We start from the raw sequence: 15,263 nt of genomic DNA, 5'->3' as shown, positions 1-15,263 counted from the left end.
GATCACCCCCTGGCTATCCGATGGGTTCAGTATCTCCCACCGGGGCAGGTCTGATCAGCCCTTCGCGAGTCAGTCGATCGATGAAGTCCATCACGTCTCCGGAGATATTGGCCGGCTCGGCCGCGACCAGCTCGGCGAGCCGCATCACCAGCGTCTGCCGTGGACCTGCCAGCGCAGCCTCCCAGATGAGGGCGGCCGTGTCGGTCAGCTGGAGGATCGGACCGTCCGGAAGGCGGGCGACGTAGACGTCGCCCGCTTCCACAACGAAGCCGACGCCCGGCCCTGGGACGAAGCCCGTCACCGCGTTCCCCCACCAGTACGGCGTCGCGGGAGCTGCCTGATCGCCGTCAGCGGACGCGCCAAGAAGCCGGCGACGATCTCTCGGCGGGTGGGAGAGCGGCCCAGGCGATGCGCGAGCTGCTCGACATTCACGACCGGTGCCAGGGCGGCGATCCGGATCGCCTCGGCGAACGTCGGCGCGGCACGGATTCGGGCGCGCCATTCTGCGACGCGGGTACCACCCTGGGTGGTCACGCGCCACAGCGGGTAGTCGGGCTCTCCTCGGTAGCGTTCGAGGTCTCCCGTCGCGGCGGCGAATCCGACACGCGCCTCGAGTCGGTCGACCCACGCCGAGACGGCATCGGCATCCACGCGGCCCCCGTCGATCCACCGGTTCACGGGATCGGGAACCCGGGCTCGATTCCGGGCGTCGTTGAGCACGAGCAGCACCGCCTGCGCCTCCCGAGCCGGCGCGCTGCCGCGCGCCCCCGGCATCTCCAGCCGTTTCCTCTCCCGCCAAAGAAGCTCGAACGCCTGCTCAGCGTCACGCCGCACGCCGGGAAACGACCGATGGAGGTCGAAGTAACCCCACGTGGGGTGCAGGTAGGTCTGAGCGTGACCGAAGGGCGAGCCATACCGGAAGGTGCTGTACACCTGCCAGCCGTGAGCCTTGAGACCGCGGTCCAGCGATGCCACCTGGGACGGACGAACCAGCGCGTCGACATCCGTTCCGGGCTGGGCGACGGCTCGGAGCGACGTGTCCACGGCATCGCCCTTGATGTGGAGGATGTCGGCCCCGACCTCGTCAGCGATGAGCTGCACGGCAGGACGAGCGAGCCTGACGCGCACCACCGAGGGAATGCTCACCGGGGCCTCCCGACCCAGCCCGTCGCTCACCGGGCCAGCCTAACGGTGCCTGCGAACGCTCAGTCAGAAGGGCAGCATCGCCGGTGGCGAAGTGATGACGAGGGCGGTCGCCACCCACGCGCCGAGGACCAGCAGCAATCCGCAAGCGACGCAAGCCACCGCGATCCGTCCGAGAGGACGCCTCGCCAGCAGGGTGGTTCCCCCGTAGGCCAGCGCGACGAGAGGGATCACTCCATAAGCGGTCCGGAACGCGACCTGCCAGCCGAGGTTCACCTGCAGCAGCCACGCCGTCACCGACGCGGCGCCGACGATGAGGACCAGCTGCAGTGGCGCACGGTCGCCGATCTCTCGGGCCCGCCGCAGCAGCATGACTCCTCCCGCCGCGATCGCCGCCGCGATGAAGAAGATGAGCACGTCCGCCCACCAGGGCGAGACGAGGGTGTTGCGCAAGTACTCGGTGGGAACGCTCAAGTACGTGAGAACCGAGCGCGCCAGCGCATCCACCGATAGCCCGCCGGTTCCAAACTCGAAACCCGCCGCCTCGACCCCCGCCTGACCGGTCGCATCGCCGTAGAGCAGCAGATTGCGGACGAACCACCATGCGGTCGAGGCGGCGACGACAACCGTCGCCACCACGGCGGTCCGCACCCGCCTGTGCAGAAGGAGCCACGCGACGATGCCCACCACGAGCGGCGCCATGCTGACCTTGACGAGCATCGCCGCTGCGCTCAGTGCGCCGATGGCAGCACCCGCCGCCCAGCTGTTCCACGGTCGCGAGACCACTGCTGCGAGCACGGCACCGAAGCCGGCCGCCAGCGCCCACGAGTCGTTCTGAACCGACGCCGCCATCACGGTCAGCATCGGATTGAGCGCGACGAAAGCGGTCCCGGTCGCGACCACCAGCCGGTCGCGAGGCACTGCTGCCCGCAGGAGGAAGAACGTCACCCCGACGACCACCGCGCCACCGAGCGCTCCCAGAAGACGAACCGCGAGGAGCCCCTCCCCGCCCTCCCCCACGACCGACATGATCAGTGCCGCCACGGCGTAGTACAGCGGCGCCTGCTGCGCCTGATACAGCACACCCTCCTCTCCCAGCACGGGCAACGCGCGCTCCCTCGCGTAGAAGAGCACGTTCGACCAATGCGCTGGCTCGTCATACGGCAGGCCCGGGGGCACGATGACGGCCGCTGCGGCGCCGCAGATGAGGGCAGTGAGGACCAGCGCGACGAGTGCGACGACCTCGCTTCGCGCGAGGAAGCGGGCGGTGTGGACCGCGTTCATTGCAGCGCCGAAGTCAGCCGCGCGAGGTTGTCGAGGATCGTCGAGCGCAGCGGCTGCTTCTCCCACTCCGCCAGCGTGAGCTCGCGGGAGTGGGAGCGGTACATGTCCTCGACCCCGCGCATCTGCCGCACGAACTCCTCGCCGCGCACGAGCATCGAGATCTCCATGTTGAGACCGAACGAGCGCATGTCCATGTTGCTGGAGCCGATGATCGCGACCTCGTCGTCGATCGTGAGGCTCTTGGTGTGCAGGATGTACGGCCGCTTGTACATCCAGATCTTCACGCCGGCGCGCAGCAGCGCCTCGTAGTAGCTGCGCTGGGCGTGGTAGACGATCGCCTGATCGCCCTCCTCCGACACGAACAGCTCGACATGGATGCCGCGCTGGCAGGCCGTTGTGATCGCCAGCAGCAGCGCCTCGTCGGGCACGAAGTAGGGGCTGACCACGATGATCTGCCGCTGCGCCGCGTACAGCAGCCCGGCGAAGAGCTTCAGGTTGTTCTGGAACTCGAATCCCGGCCCCGACGGCACGATCTGGCAGTCGAGGTCGCCGGGGCCCGCCTGCACGTCGAACAGGTCGATGTCGTCGGTGAGCACCTCGTCGGTCTCGCTATACCAGTCGCTGAGGAAGACCGCGTTGACGGATGCCACGACCGGGCCTTCGATGCGCGCCATGAGGTCGACCCAGTGCAGGCCGCGCCGGATGTTCTTGCGCAGGTTGTACGTCGAGTCGGTCACGTTCTGCGAGCCCGTGAACGCGACCCGGCCGTCGACGACGAGCAGCTTGCGGTGGTTGCGCAGGTCGGGCCGCTGGTACTTGCCGCGCAGCGGCTGCACCGGCAGCATCAGGCGCCATTGCGCGCCCATCGCGTCCAGGCGCTTGATCGTGCGGCGGTACTTCGGCTTGCCGCGGTTGGCCCAGTGGTCCAGCAGCACCCTCACCGGCACACCGCGGGCCGCGACCTCCTCGAGCGCGCGGAAGAAGTTGTCGGTCGAGGCATCCGCCTGGAAGATGTAGAACTCGACGTGCACGTACCGCTCCGCCGCCCGGATCGCGTCGGCCATGGCGTCGAGGCTCTCCTGGTAGTCGGGGATGAGCTGCGCGGAGTTGTCGCCGGCGAGCGGCATCGCGCCGAGGTTGCGGTTGAGTGTGACGAGCGACGTGAACCAGGACGGGGCGTGCGGGCGCAGCGTTCCGAAGTCCAGCGAGGCGCTGGTGTCGTGGATGTACTCGTTGATGCGCTCCTGCTTGCGCCGGCGCTTGCGCGGCAGCCTCGGGTTGCCGATGAGCAGGAACAGGAAGACGCCGATGATGGGGATGAAGTAGATCGCGAGGAGCCACGCCATCGCGGCGGTGGGCCGGCGGTTGCGAGGGACGATGATGATCGCCGCGATGCGGATCGTCAGATCGAGCACGAGGACGAGCACCGCCCACCACGTCGCATCGAACGTGATGGTGATCATCGGCGGGTGCCTCTCGACGTCGCGGCGGGACGGTCAGCCCAGCGTATCGGGGCACGACCGACATGCCGCGCATCGTGGCGACCGGCGGCTCGAGAGGGGATCTGGGCTCAGCGATCGGCGGGCGCCGCACCGGTGGGCGCCGGCGGCAGGCCGCGGCGGGCGCGCTCCTCCGCTTCGACCTTCGCGTACAGACGTCGCTCGTTGCGGTCGGCCCGCATCACCCCGCGCATGACGAAGAAGAAGATGAGCGAGACGACGACGGTCGGCAGAAGTGTCCACACCACCGCGACCCAGTAATCCATGCCCTCCAGGATACGCCGTCCGCCGGCGACGACTCCGCGCCCGCTCCTCCCCAGGCGGCCGGAACGATCGTTCGAGCCGAGTTGTTCCGCGAGCGGCATCCTCGTCGGCCATGACGGGTCCGACGTCGACAGAGTCGTCCCATGACCCCGGCAACAGTCGTCAGAGCCGCCGACGCGGCACAGTTCCTCACCTTCGTCCCCCGCATGCTCGGGTACATCCCCACCGAGAGCCTGGTGCTGATCCCCTTCCACCACGGGCGCAGCCTCGGTGCCATGCGCTTCGATCTGCCGCCCGGCGAAGCGGCCGACAGCACCGCCGCCACCGTCCTCGGCACGGCCTGCCGCCTGCCGGACGCCGACGCCGTGGCGGCGATCGTGTACACCGACCGGCGGTTCGACGATGACGATCGGATGCCGCATCGCGCGCTGCTCGACGCCCTCGAGCGCCGCGCCCAGGCGTGCGGCCTGCGGCTCACCGACCTGCTGTGCGTCGCGGGCGATGCGTGGGGGTCGACGCTGGATCCCGCGTGCCCGCCGGCCGGCCGGTCGCTGGACGACCTCGATGCGACCTCTGCCGGGCTCACCGGCCTGCCCGCCCCGGACGGCGATCAATCCTCGGGCGCGGCGCTTCCGGAGTGCACCACTGAGGAGCGGGAGCGCGTCGCGAAGGCGCTCGACGCGCTGGATCGAGCTGTCGCCCTGCTCTGCGGTCCCGAAGCGGTCGGCGCGACCGCCCATCGCACGACGGCAGCGGCCGACGCCGCGAGCACCCTGACCGCGAGTGCCGACGCGGGGGCCGACTCCGAGCTCGCGGCCGCCACGTACGCCTGCGATCTCGGACCCGTTCCCGCGCCGGTCAGCGACGATTTCGACACGGGCTGTCCGGTGGAGTCCGGGGGCCGAGTGGATCCGCGGGCGCTCAGCACGGCGTGCCGCTTCGACGATCTGCCCGGACTGTACGAGGAGGCGCTGAGCGCCCCACCCGCCATGTGCGATGCGTACGAGTGGGCGGCCCTGATCTGGTGCCTCGCGCGCCCGTCGCTGCGGGACGTCGCGCTGGTGCAGTGGAGCGGTGATGCTGCGCAGGGCGACGAGGCCCTCGACGCTCAGCTGCGGTGGGAGGCCGGGGCCGACTACCCCTCCCACCTCGCGATGCGGATGTGGGGCGAGGGCGACCGGCCGGACGCCGGCCGTCTGGAGTCGGCGCTCGAGATCACGCGCCACGCCGCGGCGATGGCGCCGGAGCGGTCACAGCCGGGAGCGCTCGGGATGTGCGCGTGGCTGTCGTGGGCGCTGGGACGCTCGACCCACGCGGCGTCGTACGCCGAGCGCGCCCTCGATATCGAGCCCGAGCACGGGTTGTCCGAGATCGTGCTGTCGTTCGTCGGCGCCGGCCACCTGCCCGACTGGGCGTTCCGCGCGTCACCGCCCGCGTGATGCTGTGCGGGAGAGCCCTACTTCACCAGCGGGAAGAGGATCGTCTCGCGGATGCCGAGGCCCGTGATCGCCATCAGGAGCCGGTCGATGCCCATGCCCATGCCCCCGGTGGGCGGCATGCCGTGCTCGAGGGCGCGCAGGAACTCCTCGTCGATCCGCATCGCCTCGAGGTCGCCGCGCGCAGCCAGCTTGGCCTGCTCGACGAAGCGCTCGCGCTGGATGACGGGATCCACGAGCTCGGAGTACCCCGTCGCGAGCTCGAAGCCGCGGGTGTACAGATCCCACTTCTCGACCACGCCGGGGATCGAGCGGTGCTCGCGCACGAGGGGGCTGGTGTCGAGTGGGAAATCCATCACGAACGTCGGGCGGTCCAGCCGCGGCTTGACGAAGTGCTCCCACAGCTCCTCGACGAGCTTCCCGTGGATCGCATGCGGCGGCAGCTCCACCCCCTCCGCCTCGGCGAGCGCGACGAGATCTTCGAACGGCGTCTCCGGCGTGATGGTGCGCCCCGCGGCCTGCGACAGCGAGTCGTACATCGACAGGCGGTCCCACTGGCCGCCCAGATCGTACTCGGTCCCGTCGGCCCACGTCACGGTGGTCGAGCCCGTCACCGCGACCGCGGCGTTCTGAATGAGCTCCTGCGTGAGGTCGGCGATGCCGTGGTAGTCGCTGTAGGCCTGGTACGCCTCGAGCATCGCGAACTCGGGACTGTGCGTCGAGTCGGCACCCTCGTTGCGGAAGTTGCGGTTGATCTCGAAGACGCGGTCGATGCCCCCGACGACCGCGCGCTTGAGGAACAGCTCCGGCGCGATGCGCAGGTACAGGTCGGTGTCGAAGGCATTCGAGTGGGTGATGAAGGGACGAGCGGATGCCCCACCGTGCTGCACCTGCAGCATCGGCGTCTCGACCTCGAGGAAGCCGTGCGAACGGAACGTGTCACGCAGGCTCGCATTGACCTTGGCCCGCGCCACCACGGTGTCGCGCGCGCGGTCGCGGACGATCAGGTCGAGGAAGCGGCTGCGGACGCGCGTCTCCTCACTCAGCTCGGAGTGGAGGTTCGGCAGCGGCAGCACGGCCTTCGACGCGATGCGCCACTCGGCCACCATGATCGACAGCTCGCCGCGGCGGCTCGAGATGACCTCGCCCGACACGTAGACGTGGTCGCCCAGGTCGACGAGCTCCTTCCACGCCTGCAGGGACTCCTCGCCGACGGCCGCGAGCGACACCATCGCCTGGATGCGGCTGCCGTCGCCGGACTGAAGGGTCGCGAAGCACAGCTTCCCGGTGTTGCGACTGAAGACGATGCGGCCTGCGACAGCCGCCGTGACGCCCGTCTCCGCCCCGGCCTCCAGCTCACCGAAACGCTCGCGCAGCTGCGGGATCGTGTCGCTGATCGGGAGGGAGACGGGGTAGGGCCCGCCCGAGGCGTCCGTGCGCTCCGTGATCAGCCGCTCGCGCTTGGCGAGCCGGACCGCCTTCTGCTCGAAGACGTCGGCTTCGGTGGGCTCGGCGGGCGAGGTCGTGTCGGTCACGGATGGGCTCCTCGAGGGTGTCTCCGCGGCACGCGGACCCTCAAGTCTACCGACGGCTCGCCGCGAGCTCGCCGGAGCGTGCTTCGACCTGCACGACGGACGACCGCCCCTTGGCCGGCCCGCCCCGCGCGAGTAGGGTCGGAGGCGCTTCCGGGGAGGCCCCTCGACCGAACGGATCGAGATCATGTCGCGAGCTCACGCCACGATGTCGGATCGCAGCGGATTCTGGGTGGTGGCGATCGCATTCGCGACCGTGACGGCCTATGCGACGGTGCCGACACCGCTCTATCCGCTCTATCAGGAGGCCGACCGGTTCCCCGTCCCGGTGGTCACCCTCATCTTCGCCGCGTTCGCGGTGGGGGTCGTGTTCAGCCTGTTCCTCATCGGGCACATCAGCGACTGGGCGGGCAGGCGACGGATGACGATCATCGCGCTCCTCCTGTCCGCCGGCGCGAGCATCCTCTTCATCCTGTGGAGCGCGGTGCCCGGGCTCATCGCCGCCCGGTTCCTCGACGGCGTCAGCGTCGGCACGCTGACCGCCGCCGCGACGGCCCATCTCGCGGAGCTGCGCGCGCGAAAGCGACCGGACGAATCGCCGACCGTCGCCGCCGCGGTGGCGGGTGCCGCCAACATCGGCGGACTGGCGCTCGGTCCCCTGATCGGAGGCTTGTTCGCCGAGTTCCTCCCTGACCCGCTCGAGCTGCCGCACGTGGTGTTCTTCGTGCTCTTCATCGTCGCGGCCGTGGTGCTCCGCCGCGTGCCCGAGACCGTCGACACCGCCGCGCCGCACGAGGGCTACCGCCCGCAGCGGCTGGCGCTCCCCCCCGCCTCGCGGGCGGCATTCGCAGCGGCGAGCATCGGGGCGGCGGCATCCTTCGCGCTCTTCGCACTCTTCACCTCACTCGCGCCGACCTTCCTGCACGACACCTTCCGCGTGTCGGACCACCTCGTCGACGGTGCGACGGTGTTCGCGGTGTTCGGCGCCGCAGCCCTGGCCCAGATCGTCCTGGTTCGCGTCGCCCAGCGCACGCAGCTCGGCATCGCCCTCGCGTGCTTCGTGATCGGGCTGACCCTGATCGCCGCCGGCGCGCTGCTGCCGAACCTGGCGCTGTTCATCCTGGGCGGGATCGTGGCGGGGGCCGGGTCCGGCATCATGTTCCGCTCCGCGATCGGCGCGGCGGGCGCCTTGGCCGCACCCGGACGCCGCGGCGAAACGCTCGCCCTGCTGTTCCTCATCGCCTACGCGGGGCTCGTGGTCCCCGTGCTCCTCGTGGGATGGAGCCTCACCTTCGCCCCGGAGACGGCTGTGCTCGTCGTCTTCTCCGCCATCGTGCTGGTCGCGACGCTCGGAGCGGGCGCAGCGATGCGACGGCAGGCGCCCCCGGCGCGGGCGCGGTCAACGGACGGCGCCCGCTGATCCCGCGGCCCTCAGCCCAGGTAGATGTCGGTGTTGTCGATGAAGCGGTGTCCCGCCACCGTCGCGGCGATGAGCGCGACCGCGGGTCCCCTGCTGCCCTCGTCGACGGGGAGGAAGGTGGCGGGGTCCACCACGCTCAGGTACTCCAGGCGAATACGCTGCTCGCCCATCAGCGCCGACTGCGCGGCGGCGATGCAGGCATCCACCCCTCGGTCCGCGTTCGCCGCGGCGGCATCGAGGGCGGCGGGGAGGAGGGCGGCGGCGGCCAGGTCGCGCGGCTCGAGCATCCCCACGCGCGTCGACACCGGCAGTCCGTCGTCGCCGCGAACGGTGTCGACGGTCGCGACATCGACGTCGAAGAAGAGGTCGCGGATCATGCGGCGAACGAGGAACACCCGCTGCCGATCGCGTTCGCCGTACACCGCCACATCCGGCTGCACGAGGTGGAAGAGCTTCGCCTCGACGGTGAGGAGACCGTCGAAGTAGAACGGCCGGGCGCGTCCTTCGTAGCGCAGACCGAGGTCGCCGGCACTGACCTTCGTGGTGGCCGATCCGTTCGGCAGCAGCTCGGCGGCATCCGGTGCGAACACGATCTCGACGCCGAGCGAGGCGAGCAGCTCGGCGTCCTCGTCGGGCGTGCGCGGGTAGGCGGCGTACTCGGCGGGGGTGGCGAAGCGCAGCGGGTTGACGAACAGCGAGACGACGACGACGTCGGCGACCTCGCGCGCCCGGTGGACGAGATCGATGTGCCCGTCGTGGAGGGATCCGATCGTGGAGACGAGCGCGACGCGCGCGTCGGGTCTGGCGGCGCGGACCTCGGCGATCGCCGCGCGCAGCTCGTCGACGGTGCTGATCATCCTTGGATCGTAGCGGGGGGCTCGTCCGCGGTTCCCGACCCGGCCTCGGCGAGCGCATGGTCGATGGTCGTGTGCGCGAGCGAGTACAGGTACGACCCGGGGTTCGGGACGCCCGCCCGGCTGAGCAGGGCCGACGCCTGCCTGACGATCGACCGCGAGAAGTCCCGCGCCGTCGCGATCGCCTCCGCGTAGGCCGCCCGCGCCGCCTCCTCCACGACCACCGGCTCGCAGCCGAGCTCGACCGCGAGCGCCTGCGCGATGGGGAGCACGGGCCCCGGCGCGGTCACCGCGGCGTAAGAGCTCGACAGCGCGCGAAGGTCCATCGACGTCCCGGTGAACTCGATCGCCGGATGCACGGCGAGCGGGATCGCGCCCTTCACGACGGCCGGCGCGAGAACGGCGGTCCCCCACCCCGGGTCGGTGTGCAGCACGAGCTGTCCCGGCTGCCACGCGCCGACCTCGGCGAGGCCGGCGACCAGTCCCTCGAGCTGATCGTGCGGGACCGCGACGATGACGAGCTCGCTGCGCCGCACGATCTCGGGTGCGTCGAGCACGGGAACGCCGGGCAGGAGCGCCTCCACACGCTCGGGGTCCGAGCCGACGGTGACGCCCACGATCGCGTGGCCCGCACCGCCGAGGGCGGCGCCCACCACCGGGCCGACACGGCCCGCGCCGATGATTCCGACGCCGAGGCGCCCGTCTCGCACAGCCGTCACGCGTCGTCCCTTCCCGTCACGCGCTCCGCCGGCCCGCCGGGCGCCTCGCCGAGCTGCGCCGACCCGCTCGCGGGCACGCTCTCCTCGGCCAGCGGCGATCCATCGCCGCGCACCGTCGCGCCCGCACCCGCCGGCGGGCCGTCCGCATCCTGCGCCCATCGGTGGGTGCGATCCGCGGAGGCGGCGCGCACCGCCCCGCGGGCGACGTCGCCGAAGAGCGCCAGGGCACTGTCGCGGTCCACCGCGGCAAGGAACGGCGAGACCGGCCCGGTGACGACGTGGGCCCGCACGCCCGCCACGCGCGTCGCCCGGTCGAGCGGCCCCTGGTAGAGCCCGATGCTCTGCAGGCGCGCCAGGGGCAGGATCGCGAGCTTGCGCCACACCACGCCCCGACGCATGAGCAGCACGTCGGCGGTCAGCCGGAAGCCGTTGCGTCGATACGACAGCGGGCGGATCCACCACGCCCGCCGAGGGGTGTTCGTGAAGGTGTCCTCGTCACCGGGGCCGAGCATGCCCTCCCGCACGATGAGCGCCCGCTCCGCACCGGGGAGCGACGGCTGCAGCAGCCCGAGCACGCGCTCCACGTCCGCGGCGGTGCCGACCGGCAGCACGGTCGTGAACTGGTCGGTCGCCGAGTCCGAGGCGCTGCGGCCGGTCAGACGATTGATGCGCACGGTCCACCAGCCGGCGGGCCGCCAGAGGATCGGCTGGGTCACCTCCACGGCGTGCACGCGGCCGGGCGGAACGATCTCGGTGATGGTGGTGAACAGGCCGAACGTGATCCGCACGCCGTCCGGTGTCGGGGCGATCGAGTACCGCAGCGACCGCACGATCGAGCGCACCCAGTACGCCCCGAAGCCGATGATCGCCGGGACGAAGCCGAGCAGCAGCCACGTCACGCCCTGGCTCACGCCGATCCCGATCGCGACGACCGCGAACAGCAGCGCGACCGTCGACATGCTGAGGACGTGGGATGCCACGAGCCGGCCGACCGGGATGTTCACGACCGATTCGAGCTCGGCGACGGGAGCCTCCGGCCCCTCGATCATGCCCGTGATCTCGCGGCCGACCGTCTGCCCGAGGGACGCGACGCGACCGGCGTGGCGGTGGTCGGCGGGCGAGCTGCCCGCTCCGAGCCGGCGCCCGGACGCCAGGCGCAGGATGTCGGCGCGGACGGCCTCGGCGTTCGCGGTCGACAGGTACTCGAGCTTGACGTTGGCGTCCATGCCCGCGCCCACGACCTCGAGCTTGGCCATGCCCAGCAGCCGCGCGATCATCGGACGCGTCAGGTTGACGCCCTGCACGCGGTCCAGCGGGGCCCGGCGCTGCGTGCGGAACAGGATGCCGCTGCGCACCTCGACGTCGTCCTCGGTGATGCGGAAGGTGTGGAAGCGCCACGATGTGTAGAACACCGCGACCAGGATGATGAGAGCGGCCAGCACTCCGAGCGCGGCCAGCACGTAGAGGTCGTTGGCGATGATGAAGTCGATCGGGTCGCCGGTGGCGCCGTCCCACTCGCCCACCTCGGCCTGCACGTCGGGACCGAGCCACGGCAGGAAGACGAACACCAGCCGATCGCGCAGGTTCGCCAGCACGATGCCGATGATCACGATGAGGAAGAGCCCCCCGCGCAGCAGCGGGGTGAGCGGGTGCAGCCGGTGCCACTCGCCGTCGCTGAGCGGCGAGCGGACCAGCTGCGGCGGTGGCGCGCTGGGCCCGATGGCGGTCATAGGCCCGTGCGCCTGCTCTCGGCCACCTGCACCAGGTGATCGCGGAGCGTCTCGGCGGTCGCCTGCTCCAGGCCCGGGATCGTCACACCGGTCGCCGCCGCGGCGGTGACGAACTTGAGCTGCGCGATGCCGAACCCGCGGTCCAGCGGGCCGTGGGTGATGTCGATGAGCTGCATGCGGCCGTACGGGACGGCGACGAAGCGCTGCCACAGGATGCCGCGACGGAAGACCAGATCGTCCTCGCGCAGCTGGTAGCCGATCGAGCGCGCCTGGCGCGGCAGGATCGCCAGCGTCCATCCGATGATCACGGTCATGATGACGCCGGGGATCCACGCCCACAGCTGGTGCATCAGGAGCGTCAGCACCAGGGTCGCCGCGATGACGACGAGCAGGAACGAGCCGGACGAGATGAACTGCACCTTCACGTACTTCGGCGAGATCTGGTGCCAGACGCCCTCGGTCAGGACGAGGCGGTTCTCCGACCGCGGTTCGGCGATCCGGTCGTAACCCGCGTCAGTGGTCGTGGAGGCGGGGGTGGAGTCCGGGGTCGTCGCCTCCGGGCTGTTCGTCATCGTCGTCCTTCCGGATCGTGCACAGGTGCTCCGCGATAAGACCGGCGGCGACCAGCAGGGCGCCGCACACGGTCGTCGCGATGACCGTTCCCCACGAGCCTATCGACGGCGTGACGGGCCGGGTCGCGAGGAAGATCCACAGCCCGCCGCCGAGCCCCCCGATGACGGCGCCGACGATGCTCGACGCCTTCGCGAGCATCGCGATGCGCACCGCGCGGAACGGGTTCACCGCCGACGTCGACCCCCGGCGGGTGGCCCGGCGGATGGGCAGGGCGAGCACGACGACCACGGCGCCGAGCAGCACCAGCAGGATGGGGAGGGTGACCGCCGGTGTGAACGTCGGGCGTCCGGCGGCTGTCAGCAGCTGGTCCACGAGGAAGCCGGCCGCGAGCCCCAGAGCGGCGGCCAGCAGCAGGACGCCGGCGCTCGTGCGCTTCATCGACCCGCCTCGTCGGCCTGCCCGTCCGCCTCCCGGAGTCGCGCGAGAGCCTCGTCGACCCGGCCGACGCCCGGCAGCACCGCATCGGGGTCGACGGCGAGCCACGGCCCCAGCACGAACTCGCGCTCGGCCGCGCGGGGGTGGGGGATCAACAGGCTCGGGTCGTCGCTGACGAGGTCGCCGTACGCGATCAGGTCCAGGTCGAGCGTGCGGTCCTCCCACCCCGGCTCGTTCGCGAACCGCCGGGCCGATCGGGTCCGCCCGTGGCGCTGTTCGATGGCGTGCAGGTATGCGAGCAGAACCGACGGCGCCAGCCGGGTGGTGAGGACCGCCACCGCGTTGAGGTACGCCGGGGCCGAGGCATCCGGCCCGTCCTTCGTCACGGCGACGGTCTCGATGGGCTCCGACACCCGCACCGCCCCGACCAGCGGCAGTCGCGCGAGCTCCTTGATCGCCACCGTCATCGTCGCAGCCCGGTCGCCGAGGTTCGCGCCGAGCGCGACCACCGCCTCCACGGCGTCGCGGCGGCGGTGCGAGCTCTCGCCCTCGAACCCCTGAGCCAGCCGGCGGCTCACGGCGCCGCCGTCCCGACGGTCGCACCGGCTCGCACGCGGCGGATCGTGACCGACACGTCGGAGAACGGCACCGGGATCGGGGCCTGCGGCTTGTGGATCGTCACGGACACCATCCTGACAAGGTCGTAGGCGAGCAGCTCGTCGGCGATCCGCGCGGCGACGGTCTCGATGAGGTTGACGGGCTCTCCGGCCACCACGGCCGCGATGCGCTGGGCGGCCTCACCGTAGTGCACCGTGTCGGTGACATCGTCGGATGCCGCCGCCGACGCCGTGCTCAGGTAGAGCGTCGCGTCCACGACGAACTCCTGGCCGCGGGTTCTCTCCTCGGGGAGCACCCCGTGATACCCGAAGGCGCGCACCCCCGTCAGGGTGATCTCGTCGACGACGTCCATCGGATCCCTTCCTGCCAGCCACGGGCGACGACGAGGGCGTCGCGAGTGGCGGCCACATCGTGCACGCGCACGGCCCACGCCCCCGCCTGGGCGGCGAGGACGCTCGTGACAGCCGTCGCGAGATCGCGGCGGGCCTCATCGACCTCGGCCGGATCGGGCTCGAGCGTCTCGGCGAGGAACCGCTTGCGGCTCGTGCCCACGAGCAGCCGCGGTCCGAGGCCGACGAGGCGGTCGAGCTCGTGCAGCACGGCCCAGTTCTGGGCGCCCTTCTTGCCGAACCCGATCCCCGGGTCGAGGATCACCCGCGACGGGGCGATGCCGGCGGATGCCGCCGCCTCGACCCTTCCCCGCAGCTCGCGCACGACCTCGTCGACGACGTCGTCGTACTGTGCGCGCGCATACATGTCGGTGGAGGGGCCGCGCCAGTGGCCCAGCGCGACGTCGGCGCCCGTCGGCGCCACGGCCGCGAGCAGGTCGGGGTCGGCGAGCCCGCCCGACACGTCGTTGACGATGCGGGCACCCGCCTCCACGGCCGCCACAGCCGTCGACGCGTTCATGGTGTCGATGCTCACGACGGCGCCGGCCTCGGCGAGCGCACGCACGACGGGCAGCACGCGGTCCTGCTCCACGCGCGGCGCCACGCGCTCCGCGCCGGGCCGCGTGGACTCGCCGCCCACGTCGAGGAGGTGCGCGCCCTCGGCGCGCAGCCGCAGGCCGTGGGCGACGGCGGCGTCGGCATCCGCATAGCGACCGCCGTCGCTGAACGAATCGGGCGTGACGTTCACGATCCCCATGATGAGCGTCGTCATCACCGGCCGGCCCCCATCAGCGCCACCAGCTCAGCGCGGGCGGCCGGCTCGGCGAACTCGCCGCGGGCGGCGATCGTGACGGTCGAGGCATCCGGCTGTCGTCCGCCGCGCATCGTGACGCACTCATGGCTCGCCTCGAGCACGACCAGCACGCCGCGGGCATCGAGTGAAGCGGCGATCACATCGGCGATCTGCTCCCCCAGGCGCTCCTGCACCTGCGGACGCGACGACAGGATGTCGACCACCTTCGGCAGCGCGCCGAGCCCCACCACCTGCTCGCCCGGAAGGTACGCCAGGTGCGCGTGGCCGCGGAACGGCAGCAGATGGTGCTCGCACACGGAGCGGAACAGGATGTCGCGCAGCATCACCGCCCCCGACGGCAGCGTGTCGGGAGCCGGCCCGCGGGTCACCGAGATGGTGTGCGCGAGCGGCGCCGAGGCATCCTGTCCGACGCCCGCGAAGAACTCCGCGTAGGCGTCGGCGACGCGCGTCGGGGTCAGCTTGAGTCCCGGGCGCTCGGGGTCCTCACCGATCGCCTCGAGCAGTTCCCGCACGAGCGCGGCGACGCGCTCCCGATCGACGGCCACGGGCCGAG

At 71.4% G+C, this 15,263-nt stretch carries 17 protein-coding genes; 2 read left to right on the top strand and 15 right to left on the bottom strand.

The features are described 5' to 3' along the window. Positions 1–13 precede the first annotated feature (13 nt). From IR212_RS01375 to IR212_RS01355, 5 genes are all read right to left on the bottom strand, one after another. Complete coding sequence (locus IR212_RS01375; RefSeq protein WP_194397259.1) at positions 14–301, bottom strand: PqqD family protein; 288 nt, start codon at positions 299–301, stop codon at positions 14–16. Further along, on the bottom strand, positions 298–1,176 hold the full coding sequence (locus tag IR212_RS01370) for a hypothetical protein (RefSeq protein ID WP_194397258.1): 879 nt from the start codon (positions 1,174–1,176) through the stop codon (positions 298–300). Before IR212_RS01370 ends, IR212_RS01375 begins: the two co-directional genes overlap by 4 nt. Positions 1,177–1,209: 33 nt before the next feature. Beyond that, on the bottom strand, positions 1,210–2,427 hold the full coding sequence (locus IR212_RS01365) for a glycosyltransferase family 39 protein (protein ID WP_194397257.1): 1,218 nt from the start codon (positions 2,425–2,427) through the stop codon (positions 1,210–1,212). Beyond that, positions 2,424–3,890: a cardiolipin synthase gene (gene cls, locus IR212_RS01360; RefSeq protein WP_194397256.1), complete on the bottom strand. Its 1,467-nt coding sequence runs from the start codon at positions 3,888–3,890 to the stop codon at positions 2,424–2,426. The genes IR212_RS01365 and cls overlap by 4 nt, the downstream gene beginning before the upstream one ends. A 107-nt stretch (positions 3,891–3,997) precedes the next feature. Further along, positions 3,998–4,192, bottom strand: coding sequence for a hypothetical protein (locus IR212_RS01355; RefSeq protein WP_194397255.1), 195 nt, complete (start codon positions 4,190–4,192; stop codon positions 3,998–4,000). Positions 4,193–4,333: 141 nt separating this feature from the next. Here IR212_RS01355 and IR212_RS01350 point away from each other — a divergent pair, with 141 nt between their 5' ends. Then, complete coding sequence (locus tag IR212_RS01350) at positions 4,334–5,629, top strand: DUF4192 family protein (RefSeq protein ID WP_194397254.1); 1,296 nt, start codon at positions 4,334–4,336, stop codon at positions 5,627–5,629. Between the two features lie 17 nt (positions 5,630–5,646). Here the strand turns inward: IR212_RS01350 and lysS are convergent, their stop codons facing one another. Then, positions 5,647–7,161, bottom strand: a complete 1,515-nt coding sequence (lysS, locus tag IR212_RS01345) for a lysine--tRNA ligase (RefSeq protein WP_194397253.1) — start codon at positions 7,159–7,161, stop codon at positions 5,647–5,649. A gap of 184 nt (positions 7,162–7,345) precedes the next feature. Here lysS and IR212_RS01340 point away from each other — a divergent pair, with 184 nt between their 5' ends. Continuing rightward, positions 7,346–8,578: an MFS transporter gene (locus IR212_RS01340; RefSeq protein WP_194397252.1), complete on the top strand. Its 1,233-nt coding sequence runs from the start codon at positions 7,346–7,348 to the stop codon at positions 8,576–8,578. 11 nt (positions 8,579–8,589) lie between these two features. On the opposite strand, the gene panC is transcribed toward IR212_RS01340, so the two are convergent. The 9 genes from panC to folE are packed head-to-tail and all read right to left on the bottom strand — an operon-like array spanning position 8,590 to position 15,255. Next, complete coding sequence (gene panC / locus IR212_RS01335; protein ID WP_194397251.1) at positions 8,590–9,435, bottom strand: pantoate--beta-alanine ligase; 846 nt, start codon at positions 9,433–9,435, stop codon at positions 8,590–8,592. Then, positions 9,432–10,151 carry a DUF2520 domain-containing protein gene (locus IR212_RS01330; RefSeq protein WP_194398754.1) on the bottom strand — a complete coding sequence of 240 codons (720 nt, stop codon included), beginning with the start codon at positions 10,149–10,151 and terminating at the stop codon, positions 9,432–9,434. The genes panC and IR212_RS01330 overlap by 4 nt, the downstream gene beginning before the upstream one ends. Then, a complete protein-coding gene (locus IR212_RS01325; RefSeq protein ID WP_194397250.1) occupies positions 10,148–11,881 on the bottom strand; it encodes a PH domain-containing protein in 1,734 nt (577 codons plus the stop codon). The genes IR212_RS01330 and IR212_RS01325 overlap by 4 nt, the downstream gene beginning before the upstream one ends. Further along, on the bottom strand, positions 11,878–12,453 hold the full coding sequence (locus IR212_RS01320; protein ID WP_194397249.1) for a PH domain-containing protein: 576 nt from the start codon (positions 12,451–12,453) through the stop codon (positions 11,878–11,880). Before IR212_RS01320 ends, IR212_RS01325 begins: the two co-directional genes overlap by 4 nt. After that, positions 12,395–12,892, bottom strand: coding sequence for a DUF3180 domain-containing protein (locus IR212_RS01315; RefSeq protein ID WP_194397248.1), 498 nt, complete (start codon positions 12,890–12,892; stop codon positions 12,395–12,397). The genes IR212_RS01320 and IR212_RS01315 overlap by 59 nt, the downstream gene beginning before the upstream one ends. Continuing rightward, a complete protein-coding gene (gene folK, locus IR212_RS01310) occupies positions 12,889–13,467 on the bottom strand; it encodes a 2-amino-4-hydroxy-6-hydroxymethyldihydropteridine diphosphokinase (protein ID WP_194397247.1) in 579 nt (192 codons plus the stop codon). Before folK ends, IR212_RS01315 begins: the two co-directional genes overlap by 4 nt. Next, on the bottom strand, positions 13,464–13,859 hold the full coding sequence (gene folB / locus IR212_RS01305; protein ID WP_194397246.1) for a dihydroneopterin aldolase: 396 nt from the start codon (positions 13,857–13,859) through the stop codon (positions 13,464–13,466). The genes folK and folB overlap by 4 nt, the downstream gene beginning before the upstream one ends. Continuing rightward, a complete protein-coding gene (gene folP / locus IR212_RS01300) occupies positions 13,832–14,668 on the bottom strand; it encodes a dihydropteroate synthase (protein ID WP_194397245.1) in 837 nt (278 codons plus the stop codon). Before folP ends, folB begins: the two co-directional genes overlap by 28 nt. Continuing rightward, a complete protein-coding gene (folE, locus tag IR212_RS01295) occupies positions 14,668–15,255 on the bottom strand; it encodes a GTP cyclohydrolase I (RefSeq protein ID WP_194397244.1) in 588 nt (195 codons plus the stop codon). The genes folP and folE overlap by 1 nt, the downstream gene beginning before the upstream one ends. Between the last annotated feature and the right edge of the window lie 8 nt (positions 15,256–15,263).

Origin of the sequence: Microbacterium atlanticum (genome assembly GCF_015277815.1) — a bacterium.
GTDB classification, from domain to species: domain Bacteria; phylum Actinomycetota; class Actinomycetes; order Actinomycetales; family Microbacteriaceae; genus Microbacterium; species Microbacterium atlanticum.
The sequence above is the reverse complement of the archived record's forward strand: the minus strand, read 5'-3'. Positions and strand labels throughout refer to the sequence as shown.